This is a genomic window from Paenibacillus sp. Soil766, assembly GCF_001428105.1.
Classification (GTDB): Bacteria; Bacillota; Bacilli; order Paenibacillales; family NBRC-103111; genus Paenibacillus_E.
The window spans coordinates 396,377-408,855 of the sequence record NZ_LMSJ01000034.1; the positions used below are offsets into that span (position 1 = coordinate 396,377).

At 43.2% G+C, this 12,479-nt stretch carries 13 protein-coding genes and 1 pseudogene; 8 read left to right on the plus strand and 6 right to left on the minus strand.

The window, feature by feature from the left end:
* Positions 1-156 precede the first annotated feature (156 nt).
* A complete protein-coding gene (locus ASG89_RS25395; protein WP_057313793.1) occupies positions 157-960 on the plus strand; it encodes a metallophosphoesterase in 804 nt (267 codons plus the stop codon).
* 33 nt (positions 961-993) lie between these two features.
* Here ASG89_RS25395 and ASG89_RS38715 read toward each other — a convergent pair whose 3' ends face one another.
* Together ASG89_RS38715 and ASG89_RS38720 are read right to left on the minus strand one after the other, a co-directional pair.
* Entirely contained in the window at positions 994-1,479 is a 486-nt protein-coding gene (locus ASG89_RS38715) for a CBO0543 family protein (RefSeq protein WP_063868148.1), read from the minus strand.
* Between the two features lies 1 nt (position 1,480).
* Positions 1,481-2,089, minus strand: coding sequence for a CBO0543 family protein (locus tag ASG89_RS38720; RefSeq protein ID WP_414813283.1), 609 nt, complete (start codon positions 2,087-2,089; stop codon positions 1,481-1,483).
* A gap of 33 nt (positions 2,090-2,122) precedes the next feature.
* Here ASG89_RS38720 and ASG89_RS25410 point away from each other — a divergent pair, with 33 nt between their 5' ends.
* Positions 2,123-2,683 (plus strand): 5' nucleotidase, NT5C type, encoded by a 561-nt coding sequence (locus tag ASG89_RS25410; RefSeq protein ID WP_057313796.1) that lies wholly within the window; start codon positions 2,123-2,125, stop codon positions 2,681-2,683.
* Positions 2,684-2,741: 58 nt separating this feature from the next.
* On the opposite strand, the gene ASG89_RS25415 is transcribed toward ASG89_RS25410, so the two are convergent.
* Complete coding sequence (locus ASG89_RS25415; RefSeq protein WP_057313797.1) at positions 2,742-3,482, minus strand: SDR family NAD(P)-dependent oxidoreductase; 741 nt, start codon at positions 3,480-3,482, stop codon at positions 2,742-2,744.
* A gap of 156 nt (positions 3,483-3,638) precedes the next feature.
* On the opposite strand from ASG89_RS25415, the pseudogene ASG89_RS25420 reads away from it, so the two are divergent.
* Positions 3,639-4,485, plus strand: a pseudogene (locus ASG89_RS25420) (LysR family transcriptional regulator).
* Positions 4,486-4,539: 54 nt separating this feature from the next.
* Positions 4,540-5,334 carry an alpha/beta hydrolase gene (locus tag ASG89_RS25425; protein ID WP_082593586.1) on the plus strand — a complete coding sequence of 265 codons (795 nt, stop codon included), beginning with the start codon at positions 4,540-4,542 and terminating at the stop codon, positions 5,332-5,334.
* A 138-nt stretch (positions 5,335-5,472) separates the two neighbouring features.
* Here the strand turns inward: ASG89_RS25425 and ASG89_RS25430 are convergent, their stop codons facing one another.
* Positions 5,473-6,822, minus strand: coding sequence for a UDP-glucose dehydrogenase family protein (locus ASG89_RS25430; protein ID WP_057313799.1), 1,350 nt, complete (start codon positions 6,820-6,822; stop codon positions 5,473-5,475).
* Between the two features lie 13 nt (positions 6,823-6,835).
* Positions 6,836-7,993, minus strand: coding sequence for a glycosyltransferase family 4 protein (locus ASG89_RS25435; RefSeq protein ID WP_057313800.1), 1,158 nt, complete (start codon positions 7,991-7,993; stop codon positions 6,836-6,838).
* A 164-nt stretch (positions 7,994-8,157) separates the two neighbouring features.
* On the opposite strand from ASG89_RS25435, the gene ASG89_RS25440 reads away from it, so the two are divergent.
* Entirely contained in the window at positions 8,158-8,964 is an 807-nt protein-coding gene (locus tag ASG89_RS25440; RefSeq protein WP_057313801.1) for a VOC family protein, read from the plus strand.
* Positions 8,965-9,103: 139 nt separating this feature from the next.
* Here ASG89_RS25440 and ASG89_RS25445 read toward each other — a convergent pair whose 3' ends face one another.
* Positions 9,104-9,982 carry a LysR family transcriptional regulator gene (locus ASG89_RS25445; RefSeq protein WP_057313802.1) on the minus strand — a complete coding sequence of 293 codons (879 nt, stop codon included), beginning with the start codon at positions 9,980-9,982 and terminating at the stop codon, positions 9,104-9,106.
* A gap of 108 nt (positions 9,983-10,090) precedes the next feature.
* On the opposite strand from ASG89_RS25445, the gene ASG89_RS25450 reads away from it, so the two are divergent.
* From ASG89_RS25450 to ASG89_RS25460, 3 genes are all read left to right on the plus strand, one after another.
* Complete coding sequence (locus ASG89_RS25450; protein WP_057313803.1) at positions 10,091-11,371, plus strand: adenylosuccinate synthase; 1,281 nt, start codon at positions 10,091-10,093, stop codon at positions 11,369-11,371.
* Positions 11,372-11,478: 107 nt separating this feature from the next.
* Positions 11,479-11,931 (plus strand): hypothetical protein, encoded by a 453-nt coding sequence (locus tag ASG89_RS25455; RefSeq protein ID WP_057313804.1) that lies wholly within the window; start codon positions 11,479-11,481, stop codon positions 11,929-11,931.
* Between the two features lie 128 nt (positions 11,932-12,059).
* Entirely contained in the window at positions 12,060-12,464 is a 405-nt protein-coding gene (locus ASG89_RS25460; protein ID WP_057313805.1) for a hypothetical protein, read from the plus strand.
* The last annotated feature ends 15 nt before the right edge of the window (positions 12,465-12,479 follow it).

Here is a 12,479-nt window from a genome sequence, read left to right on the forward strand (position 1 = left end):
GGATTGAAAAATACACACAGGGTACCGCGCTTCGCGCGGTTTTTCTCATTCAAGCGGGACATGAAAGTTGTTGTTGTCCTGTGAAAGTAGAATTTACTTTGAAAAAGTTGTATATTTGCAGAAATAACCTTCATGAAGGGAGTCTAATGCGGTGTGATGGTGATTATCGGAATTGTTGTTATTGTAGTACTTGTTGCCCTATGTATCGTATATAGCACCTATTGGGTGAAGGTTTCACATATACAGCTAGGTGATCCATCTAGTAAGAAAGTCACCGTTGTGCAAATTTCTGACCTACATGATCAAACCCATTTCATCAATGGCTCCTTGAGCAAAATGGTGAATATCATTAACCCTGATCTTGTTATGGTTACAGGTGATTTAGCGTCAACCAAAGAGCAATTGGACAAAGTTCTGAAAGAACTTCGTTTAATAAAGTGTGATCATTTATTTTTTGTGCCAGGTAATCATGAACGTTATGGGGGAGTCCAATCCCGGTTCCAACTAAATTCGGATCAAGACTATGAAGCGATTCTGAAAACGATTGAGGATGCACATATTACTGTGTTATCCAATCGTGCATTTCCGATTAACCATGGTGGCAAGAAATGGCTTGTATACGGATTTGATAATTCGATATCTGGCAAAGAGCGGTTGACTATGCGTGTTGAAGAACTACAAAGCTACGATGTGATTATCATGTTAGCTCATTCTCCGAGTATTATTGAAACTTCGCTTCAGCACAACATTCCATTTGATTTATTGCTCGTAGGACATACACATGGGGGGCAAATTAGACTGTTTGGTCGTACGATTGGAGCTTATAAAAACTATCACGTTGGGCTCAAGCGTATCGATAAGAGAAAGCATTTCTATATCAATCGAGGTCTGGGAACCTCACGGATTCCGATTCGCATTGCTTGCTCGCCAGAGATTGCTGTTATCAAAATTGGATTGTAGAAGTGGAAAGAACTAAAGATATCTCTCGGTAGCTCAATTATGAATGCCCCCGCTATTGTGTGCGTTTTCTTTTTTGAAAAACCACCTAAAGAACAAGTAGTTAAGATGAAGAGTGATTCCTATTGTAAGCCAAGACAAGTACCAGCTCCAGTGAATGTAACGAATTAAATCAGTGTATTTTAAAAGAATTACCTCTGCTAGAGTTAAAGCCGTTGGGAAGGCAACGATATAAAGTGCTTTCACCAACATCCTTTGCTCCTGAGGGAAATACATGCAATAAATAGTTCCTATAGCAGGGAGTGCTATGAACTCGTAAGTAAAGCTCGTGCTCATTAATTTCGAGAAGAATCTTACTGGGTACATTAGGGCGCCGTACTCAACGGCAAATATTCCTAAGGGCCAGGTTAGTAGTTGTATAAATATAAAACTTACGGTTGCCTTTCTCCAGTTTATAAAACAAGCAAAAATTAGTAATGAAATCGCTATACACCATGCCCCTGTTTCAATGAATGAGTTCATGTTAAGTTTCAATATTCGGGTCTCCCTCTTGGGCAATGTTGAAAAAAAGTCTTGTAAACCACCGTGTTATTAATAAACAAACCATGGAAACAACGAAAACGTATATCGATGTCATCCAGGACTCATATTGCTTAAATTTTGTTAGTTGAGTTTCAGCGTAATCCACTGTCGTATACAGAATCGCGAACGTAATTGTCGTGATGAGTACAGGAATTCGTGCATGGACTCTTTCACATAAGAAGTAATAAATAACAGCAATGGCTGGATAATAAAGGTAAGCATCTAGAAAATATGCTTGAATTGCGTGTGGAAAAGGATGAACGGGACTGGTTATCAAACCGCGGTTATAGAATAAAACGGTTCCAACTCCCCACAGTATCATTTGATATAACAAGAAAACAAGCCAAGCCTCACGGGATCGATGTTTTGGTAAACTGAAAATTAACAGTGATGTAATGACTACAAAACACGAAGCTGCCCAAAGTATTTCATTCAAGTAATGCAATTCATGTAACTCCTTTTTAGGACAGATGTATTCTTTATTATTTTCCCCAATTGTATCTCCAATATCCAAAAGTTGGATAATAATGAAGAAGCTTTGGAAAAACATTGGTAACTATTGTAAGAGGGGATATGAAACGCGATGCACATTGGCATAGATTTGGATAACACCGTACTAGATGCTACTTCAGCTTATTTACATTGTTATAATAAAGTTTCCGGGTTGGAACTAACCCATAAGGATGTCAATGATTTTTATTTATACCGATTATATGGTTGGGATAAAGCCAAACGGGATGAAGTCTATTATAGCTTCGGACATGACATCCATTGGAACTCCGTACCTTTTCCGATGGCAGTAGAGATATTACAAGAATTATTTAACCAACATCAGATTACAATCGTAACGGCTAGGCCGCAACAATTTCAGAATGTCACGATGGCTTGGCTTGAGAAGTATCAGATTGATTATCATCATATTTTATTAGTTGAAGATAAGCTTCAAGCATGTATGAACTATGGAATCGATATACTGATTGATGATGCTCCACATTATGCCGAGGAGTTAGCATCGTCTCAGAAGCCCGTTATCTTATTCGATCAGCCGTATAATCTGAGCATTGCAAATGAATATGTATATCGAGCTGCGAATTGGTTGGAGGTCAAGAAACAGATCGACCACTTGGCATTAACAGCTATTTGAATTGATACAGGAAAAAACGTTCTCGTCAATGTGACGAAGAACGTTTTTTTTGCTGTATTTACAACGTCTGACCACTATCAACGGTGATGATTTGTCCAGTCATGGCTTCCTGTTCTAGAGCCGCACATATAAACTGAGCGATGTCTTCGGGTATTGAAATTTGCTTCAGCAGCAAGTTAGGGGCTAGCTTCTGCATCTGTTCTTCTCTTCCAGCCCACCAACGAGTGGCCACTGCTCCCGGTGCGACGCAGTTAACTCTAATATGTGGTGCTAGCGCGCGTGCTAGTGATTTGGTTAACCCATGGACAGCCGACTTGGATATCGCATAGGGCAGAGAAGAGCCAATTCCCGTTAAACCCGCAATACTTCCCACATTGACAATCGCCCCTTGTCCGCTTGTTTTCATCATAGGCGCAACGGCTCTTGCACAGTAAAACATCCCTTTCACATTCACGTCGAACAATACATCCCAGATGTCTTCGGTTACAGCGTCAAGATCAGGAAGAGGAATATGATGTGTAATACTCGCATTATTGACCAATACTTCTACGTATCCCAAAAGGTGTTCAATAGATCGTACCATCTCGCTGACTTCGTTGTTATTGGAGACATCAGCTTGTATGGCAATCGCACGTCCACCTTCTTCTATAATCCTTTGAGCTGTTTCCTCAGCATCCTCTTTTGAGCGTGAATAGTTCACTGCAACCGCAGCCCCTCGCTTAGCTAATGCGAAGCTGACCGCTCTTCCAATGCCAGTACCGCCCCCTGTAACGAGTGCTACTTTATTAGTTAATTGCATGCAAATCTCCTCCTTAATGCTGTATTATTCCTATACGTTCATTGTAAAGGTTGATTTATGTTCTGTATAATTGAAGTTATTGAATGTTGAATTCAAATATATTGAACTAATGGAGTGGGGATCAACATGGATATTAAAACACTAAAAACTTTACATATGATCGTGAAACACGGCAGTTTTCATCAAGCGGCAGTGGAAATGAACTATGCCCAATCGACGGTGACGATGCAAATTCAAAAGTTAGAAGTTGATTTAGGCATTCAACTCATAGAACGCGGGAAGAAAATTCGATTAACGGAAGCAGGCCGACTATTTTACGAGGAAAGTTTGGAAATTGTTAAGCGGATGGAGAGGTTGCATGCGAATGTAACGGATCTGCAATCAGGTGAAGTTGGGAACGTGCGAGTTGGGTTGACCGAGCCAACAGCTAGTTATCGATTACCGCAATTGTTAAAAGAGTTCATGACGATGTATCCGCGAATCCGTGTTTCGCTTGAAATTGCTAGCACAACAGCTTTGGTTGAGTCCATCCAGCAAGGTAATCTCGACTTCGCGTGCTGTTCGGCTCCGAACTGATCTTTTTTTTCAACCACTGTTTGCGGAGAAATTTGTTGCTTTATTGCCTGAAGATCATCCGCTTAGCCAGTATGAAGAACTTGAACCGAGTCTATTTCTAGGACATCGCCTTTTGATAACGTCAGCAACATGTCCATATCGTAAAAAGCTGGAAATGATTCTTCAAGAGTTAGGGCATGTGGCGATCGATACGATGGAGATTGGCAGCATGACAGCATTGAAAACCTATGTGGAAAGTGGATTTGGCTTTGCACTAGTACCAGAGATTGTACTAAACCCGATCCCTCGTGGGACAAAGGCACTTCCAGTGAGAGGGACATCCATTGATATGTTGACGGGGTTCATTTACAAATCGGCTCCATTAAGTTATGCGAGCAAACAGTTGTTTCGATATTTGAAAGAGAAACTTAATACATTTGATTCCTAAGATTTACAGAAAAGCATTCCTATGCTACCATACATCTAATGATAATGATTATCAATGATAAAACAGGTTGATGAATCACCATTGGAGATGATCAAGTTGCAAGGAGCTTTGGACACGTTAGCATTCGCAAATCGCACGATCTATGTTTATACACCACCATCCTACAGCAAGGAAGAATCAAGTCGATTTCCTTCTGTCATTGTACAAGATGGAAACTATCTTTTTGTGGATTCGATGTCTGCACTTGAAGCTGATTTTGCTAGTGGTGTGACGGAAGAAGTCATTTTTATTGGAATTGAACCGCTGGAGCACAATCGAGAATACACGCCTTGGAGAGCGGATAATCTTATGAATGACGGTGGTTTTTATGATGGTGAAGGTGATGTGTACTTGAACATGGTTACGGAGGGAATCATGCCCTATGTAAGAGCGCGCTATCGGATCATAGAATATGCAGCTCAAACAGGTATAACTGGCGCTTCCTTCGGGGGATTAATTTCACTATACGCAGCATTTCAAAAGCCTGAATTTTTCGGCAGATTTGCTCTCATGTCCTCCTCACTATGGTATGAAAATATCATGGATTTCGTTGAACAGCACGCCTTCACACAATCCGATATGCGGATCTATATGTATGTAGGGGAACAAGAAGGAGTAGGAAGAACGATAATTCAGCAATTCACGGTACCCAATACAAGGAAAGCGTACGACCTATTATCTCAGAAAATCCCAGGCGGAAGGGATTGTATTCGTTTAGAAACAGATCCCGAAGGCTTGCATTTACATAGCTATTTTAATGCTAATTTCCCTCGTGCAATCAGATTTATTTATCCTGGTGCCAAGAAGTAAAAAGAACCGGCACACAACGATTTCGTTCAAGTCCTTGTGTGCCGGTTTTTCTCGGATTGACCGCTCCATTAGGACGGAGTAAGTTGAATTCTTCAATGAGGAACACTGCGAGTGGGACAATGGTGCGGCGTAAGGGATCTACGTTCCGTAAATATGGCGAAGCGTAGAGGTATCGCGCTTCAGCGTAAGAGTTGTTTGTTCCATCGGTCTTCCCACAGGGATATAGATGACATTTTCTACTGCCATTAACCTCGAAATAACCTCTTCGGATAAGACATTGCGGCCATCAAGTAAGATCGGCTGATACATAAGCTGGGCCATGAGAACCCAGTCCAATTCCGCGAATTGCGGCCATTCGGTCATGATAATAATCGCATGGGCACCTGCAGCTGCCTCATAAGCCGTGTCCATCTGGCACACTCCTTCTATTGTGGCGGGTTGGACGACAGGATCATAGGTTTGCACCTCAATCCCATACAGGTAACATAATCGCAGCAAAGTGAGAAATGGCGCATCACGGATATCATTCGTATGGGGTTTGAAGGAAATCCCCAACACACCTAGTCGTTTTCCACGTGGATTTCCCCAGATTGAAATCAGTTTCTCCAACAACTGTGGGATTCGCTCTTCATTGATTTGAGCTGTTGCTTCGAGTAAGGGAAGCGAGCGGCCAATGGCATTGCCGGATGCCAGCAGTGATTGCAAATCTTTGGAAAAGCAGGATCCCCCATAACCAATTCCTGCTTGCAAAAAGTGAGGGCCAATGCGTCGATCCGCGCCTACACCCTGCATAACCTGGCGATTGTCTGCACCGTAGTCTTCACAAACGTCAGCTATCATATTGGCAAATGAAATCTTCATTGCTAAGAAAGCATTGGAGGCATATTTAATTAGCTCTGCGCTGCGACGATCACAGACTTGAATAGGGGCATTAATCCCTCTGTAAAGTTGGTGAAGTGCTGCCTTGGCTAAGTGCGAACGGCAACCGAAAACAATGCGATCCGGGTTCATAAAATCGTTAATCGCGCTACCTTGACGCAGAAATTCCGGGTTGAACACAACTTCTGTTCGGAGTCCGGCAGCATGCAGATCAGCCTCCAGCTCATCACAAGTGCCCACAGGAACCGTGCTTTTCATGATAATAAACGGAGGACAGACGTCTTCAGCTTGCTTTAATTGAGCAATGACATGATCCACTTGACTCAAATCGGTTCGACCACTCACGCCTGCCGGGGTTCCAACTGCAATCATAAGTGCATCAGCACCCTTAGATGCGTGTGCTACGTCGGTTTCAAAGAACAAACGACCGTCACTCCGACACGTCTCAAGCATTTCTTGCAGAGTAGGCTCCCAGATGGCTAATTTATTCTCACGAAGGTCTTGAATGATATGTTCCCGATCGACGGCTGTGACGTAATGACCCAATTTGGCGAAGCAAACTGCGGCAACTAATCCAACATATCCCGTTCCAATAATCGTTAATTTCATGTGAAGTCCTCCTTCAAGCCGAATAGAAGCCAGATTTCTTACCGATACGGCGAAAATCAATGATCATCTCATAATCATGAAGCAATTGATCAAAGATCGCGTCCCACGAGCGACCGAGAGCGAACTCCCTAGCTTTGAAACGAAACTTTGCCATGCGGTCACTGTCATCTACCATAGAGCAGATTTCTTGAACGAAAGATTGCGGCTGACGCGGAGCGCATAATAGGCCATTTTCCCCGGAACTCACCATTTCTCGCACTCCGCCGCTATTGGCTGCCACGACGGGAAGCCCTGATGCCATAGCCTCTTGAACGACATTTCCAAATGTTTCAGTGCTCGAAGGAAAGACAAAGAGATCAGCGGAAGCATAAATTTGAGCGAGCTCTTCACCACTTTTATATCCAGCAAATGTGACATTCGAAGGTGCTGATTCACGCAGCTCTTGAAGCTGCGGACCATCGCCCACTATGAGCCAGTGGACACGCGATTTCACAGAATCTGGCATCAGTTTCATAATGGCAGATAGGGTATCTATATCTTTCTCAGGCGCGATGCGACCTACATATAAGAGGAGATAGGGAGCAGTGATTCCATAGCGTTCGCGAACGTCGATACTCTTCTTTTCAGGTGTATATAAGGAGCAGTCTACGCCTCTCGTCCACAGCAGCAAGCGATCTATTCCTTGTTCTTGCAAGGTGTCTAAGGTGTCGCGAGAGGGAGCGAAGGTCGCATCACAGGAGTGATGAAACCACTTCATATAACTCCAATAGAGGGGGATTGCAGCCTTCATATGGTAATAAGTCAGGTACCGATCGAAGTGAGTATGATAAGAGGCTACATGTGAAATGCGGTGTTTGCGAGCGTAATGCAGACCACATAATCCGAGGTTAAAAGGGGTTGCCAAGTGGAGCAGATCAGGTTGAAAGCGATCAAGTTCAGTACGGATAGCAGCTAAATTTGGTAAGGCTAGACGACATTCGGGATACAGAAAAAAAGGGACGCTCATTACTGGCCGAATGGGATCCGAATAGACCATATCAGCTGTGCTTTTGGGTGAAAAAACAAGATGTTCGATGCCCCGTCGATTCAAATAATCCGTTAAACGTCCAAGTGTAAGTGCAACGCCGTTCATTTGAGGAACAAAAGTGTCGGTAAACAACGCGAGACGCATATGAATCCCTCCTGTAGTTCCAAGTTTAGCTTCAGCGTAACAAGGGAGTGTTCGGGGAATATCAATGGAATATGAAGGGGATATCATTTTTTCTAATTTGTACTTTGTAAACATAAATGTATACTAAGTAGATAAGGTACATGTATCAAGGAGGCGAGCAAACCATGATAACACATTTTGCACAATTGCAATTAGCTACCGTATCTATTCAAGGTGTGAAACAATTTTATCAGGATCAATTAAAATTCCCAGTGATCTCAGAATCCATAAATGAAATCAGGTTCCAGCCAACGGATTTTGTCACCCTTACATTTAATGAAACAGATGAAGGGTTACATCCAGCGCATTTTGCATTCGAAGTGCCGTTCTCTGAATTTGATGTTGTTGTAAGCGTACTTGAGGCAGCTAAGGTTACTCTCTTAAAATGGCCTGATGGCCGAATCATTGATCAGTTCGAAACGGGAAAGAATGTGTACTTCCGTGATGGGGATGGGAATTTACTAGAAATCATTGCTCATTCGTATATAAAAGAAGGGATTTTGCAGGCATATGGCGATCTGAAAATCATATATTTGCGTGAAATTGGTTTTCCTGCAGATGAGGTTAAGGCATGTAGAGAGATGTTCGTACGACTCTTTGATTTTAAATTGGATAAAGTGACAGATAACTTTAGCTTTGCAATTGGTGGAACCGCGCATGCTGTGATTCCTTCGAAGAAACGGAAGTGGATCCCGATTGCAATGATGGCTTTACAACCGACAATGGTTGTTACCTTGGGAGTGAGTAGTAGGGCATACATCAAACAAGTGCAAGATAGGCTTGAGGAGGCAGACATTTTGTTTGAGGAGAAATTAACAGGTGAACTTATCTTTAAGCTGGATGCATACTGCATTCATCTGATTGTTACGCCATTTCCTGAAGATATACCCGCTCGATTGCATTTGCCCTTCGCATTCAGGGATGACGTGTAGGAGCAAATGCTACGTATACAAGAAAATTGAATATTGCTTCGTGAACAGACTGCCCTTTCTTGGCTACCTATTTTTGGTTAATCAAAAGGCCTACAGGAAATCCATTTATTTGCCTGTGGATAGGGGCAATCAAGATCATTTAAGGCAGCATCGCAAGAAAGGACTTCGATGCCGCCGAAAGAGGAACTCCCCGTAGTGTGGCAATCCCTATTTGACGTGGAGGTGGTGGAGCAGCTAGCGGAATTTCAATTAAATCACCAGCAGCAAGTTCCTCGACAACATAATTGCCGATGACGAAAGCAAGGCCAAACCCCCGTTTGGCGAATTGTACAAGGAGATCGATGCTGCCTAGCTCGAACTCAGGTGTGAGGGATACACCAGTAGAGGTGGCGAAGTCATCGATATAGCGGCGCGTGCTTGCCCCTTTTTCCAATAATAAGAGGGGGTAATTATGTAAATCTACAAGCGCTAACGGATTTGCTGCTAGATGCGTATAGGTTTTACCGCCAACTAGGCAGTCTTGAATCGCGGTACTTTCGCGAAATTCGATTTGTTTGTCCGCAGCGGGGAGGCTAACGATGCCGAAGTCGATTTTACCCTCCTTAAGAAGTGCGATAGTTTCGGGTGTTGTACGGTTCGTAACACGGATTCGCACACCTGGAAATTGTTCATGGAAAGCTTCCAGATAAGGAAGGAGATAATACTTGCATAACGTATCACTTGCCCCAATATTGATCTCCCCGCTATGTAGGCTATGCATGTCAGCGATGGCTTTTTCGCCTATTTTCATAAAGCTAAAAGCCTGCTCGACGTACCGATATAACACTTCACCTTCAACGGTAAGCGTGACACCTTTTGCCGTTCGAAAAAAGAGTTGTCCGCCTAGTGCTGTTTCCAACTGCTTAATCGTATGACTCACCGCGGGTTGAGTGATATGCAATACTTCGGCCGCTTTCGATAAACTTCCTGTATGGGTTGTCCAATAAAAGACGCGGTACCACTCCAAATTAACATCCATTGCATTACCTCACTTTATATCTGGTATAACTTATATCAATTATTCTAATGCTGTTGATGCAATTATAATAAGCTTTGTCAGGCAAAACAAGTGTAGGAGGCGTTAAATGTGACTGTAACTGCGATAGTTGGTGCAAATTGGGGAGACGAAGGTAAGGGGAAGATGACGGATGTATTAGCGGCACAATCATCTTATGTTGTTCGATACCAAGGAGGAAGCAATGCAGGGCATACGATCATTAATAACTACGGTAAGTTTGCGTTGCGCATGCTGCCATCGGGTGTGTTTTATTCACATGTTACGAATGTAATAGGGCCGGGAACGGCACTCGACATCGATATCGTTATAAACGAACTAGAGGAACTTGCAGACAGAAATGTACCTAGTCCGAAATTATTCATCTCGGAGCGGGCACAAGTCGTATTGTCGGTACATCGACTCCTCGACGAACTCGAAGAAGACCGGCTTGGTGCACGCAGTTATGGATCAACGAAGCGCGGGATCGCGCCATTTTATGCGGACAAATATGCGAAGCTCGGTATTCAAGTTGCCGATTTATTCAATGAAACACGATTAAAGGAACGACTCGAACATTTGCTTACAGCCAAAAATGTGTTACTCCAACATCTATATGGTCGTTCAGCTATCGAGCCAGATGAACTATTGAACCAGCTGCTTACCCAGGCAGAACGAATAGCGCCTTATGTGTGTGACACAACAACAATGCTTCAAAATGCCAATGCAAATGGAGAGCTCATATTGGTGGAAGGACAGCTGGGTGCTCTACGGGATCCGGACCATGGGATTTATCCATATTCAACATCGTCTTCGACTCTTGCTGGTTTTGCATCTGTGGGGGCAGGGATGCCAGCCAGATCGATTTCACAGGTCATCGCGATTGTCAAAGCCTATTCTAGTTGCGTAGGTGCTGGCCCTTTTGTCACTGAACTTGCGGGAAGAGAAGCTGAAGAATTACGTCGTCGCGGAGGCGATGCCGGTGAATACGGCGTTAACACGAAGCGTCCCAGACGTATGGGCTGGTTCGATGCAGTTGCAACGAAATATGGCTGTATGATACAGGGAGCGACAAGTGTCGTTTTAACCAATCTGGACGTGTTAGGCTATTTGGATGAAATTCCAGTCTGTGTCGGCTATGAATTGGCAGATGGTACAATTGTTGATCGCTTTCCAGTCAACGCCTTGCTGGATTCGGCTAAGCCTGTTTTGTCGCGATTGCCAGGTTGGAAATGTGATATCTCACAGATGACATGTTTGCAAGATCTCCCAGAAGCGGCAAAGAGCTACATTCAATTCGTTGAATCCGCTATCGGCGTGAAGATATCAACGGTTTCCGTTGGACCCAGACGCGAACAAGTTATTCCATGCTAGCTTCAGCTAGTCATATTGTTGCCACCGCAAGGTGGCTTTTTTCTAAAATGTGATAGGAATTGTAGGAATGGGAAAAATAACCACTATGCAAGTTTAGGGGGGATCTTATGAAGAAAATGCTGGTGGTTGTCTTAATGGTTGGAAGTATCTTGGTTCAACCTGTACAAATTGATGCCGAAGTACCAATGCCTTGTAGTGCCGTTCTCGAATCAGTCCTTGCCGATCATGTGAATGCCAAAGGGGCAGCGCTCGTTTACAAAGTAAAGCTAACACCAAGCTTTCCGCGAACAAGTGTAAGCATCCATGCGAATCATTTACCTGCGCCTTCTACAGCGGGAGAGTATGATGGGTATGAGGGATTTACTTTTATTCCAAATGAGATTAGCTGGCGTTTCAAGCTGTTTCCAACACCTGGAGAAGGCAGTCCGACTTGGACTGGAAGGATTGACGATATTACGGCTGATTTAACGAATAGTACGGTGGAAGTTCGTTTATCGAATTCCAATACTGGAAAGTTAGGGCCTGTCATTTTGAGGAATACGATGAATGCTTGTAAATAATGGGGAGATAATTGCAACTTATTTGTATTGTCATCGTCTATTGAAGTAAGATGTTAAAAACTGGGTGAAATGTAATACTAGTTATGTTGTATGAAAACAACTATAAATTCATTAGACGAGGCGATGCTATGAGATGGTTGATAACGCTTATCTTACTTAGTTGTGTTAGTTGTTTGGCTGGATGTTCTGCCTATGCTGTACATCATGATGTGAGTATTCAGCAACAAGAAGACTTGAAGCCGGTCGTGATCAAGCTGTTTAGTACTGTATTAGCTAAGGACGAGGCTGCTTCGGTTTCTGTAAGCAAAAGAATTATGAACTATAAGATTCATCATGAAATTCAAATTTTAACCAAAGAGGAGGATACCTACTTTATAGTTACTTATGACATATTGCCGGCTTCCCTGGAATTCATACTGGCAGGAGGCGGTGAACGAACCGATGATGGTTGGATCAAGAACTGTGTGCGGTATGTTACTCTTCAAGAAGTAAACGGTGACTTTCAAATTAAAAGCATGAGTTCTGGGCCATGAAAGAGCCAAAAGATT

Coding starts and splice junctions, on each gene's coding strand:
- ASG89_RS25395 (WP_057313793.1), top strand. CDS start 157: ATGGTGATTATCGGAATTGTTGTTATTGTAGTACTTGTTGCCCTATGT.
- ASG89_RS38715 (WP_063868148.1), bottom strand. CDS start 1,479: ATGAACTCATTCATTGAAACAGGGGCATGGTGTATAGCGATTTCATTA.
- ASG89_RS38720 (WP_414813283.1), bottom strand. CDS start 2,089: ATGTTTTTCCAAAGCTTCTTCATTATTATCCAACTTTTGGATATTGGA.
- ASG89_RS25410 (WP_057313796.1), top strand. CDS start 2,123: ATGCACATTGGCATAGATTTGGATAACACCGTACTAGATGCTACTTCA.
- ASG89_RS25415 (WP_057313797.1), bottom strand. CDS start 3,482: ATGCAATTAACTAATAAAGTAGCACTCGTTACAGGGGGCGGTACTGGC.
- ASG89_RS25425 (WP_082593586.1), top strand. CDS start 4,540: ATGATAAAACAGGTTGATGAATCACCATTGGAGATGATCAAGTTGCAA.
- ASG89_RS25430 (WP_057313799.1), bottom strand. CDS start 6,822: ATGAAATTAACGATTATTGGAACGGGATATGTTGGATTAGTTGCCGCA.
- ASG89_RS25435 (WP_057313800.1), bottom strand. CDS start 7,993: ATGCGTCTCGCGTTGTTTACCGACACTTTTGTTCCTCAAATGAACGGC.
- ASG89_RS25440 (WP_057313801.1), top strand. CDS start 8,158: ATGATAACACATTTTGCACAATTGCAATTAGCTACCGTATCTATTCAA.
- ASG89_RS25445 (WP_057313802.1), bottom strand. CDS start 9,982: ATGGATGTTAATTTGGAGTGGTACCGCGTCTTTTATTGGACAACCCAT.
- ASG89_RS25455 (WP_057313804.1), top strand. CDS start 11,479: ATGAAGAAAATGCTGGTGGTTGTCTTAATGGTTGGAAGTATCTTGGTT.
- ASG89_RS25460 (WP_057313805.1), top strand. CDS start 12,060: ATGAGATGGTTGATAACGCTTATCTTACTTAGTTGTGTTAGTTGTTTG.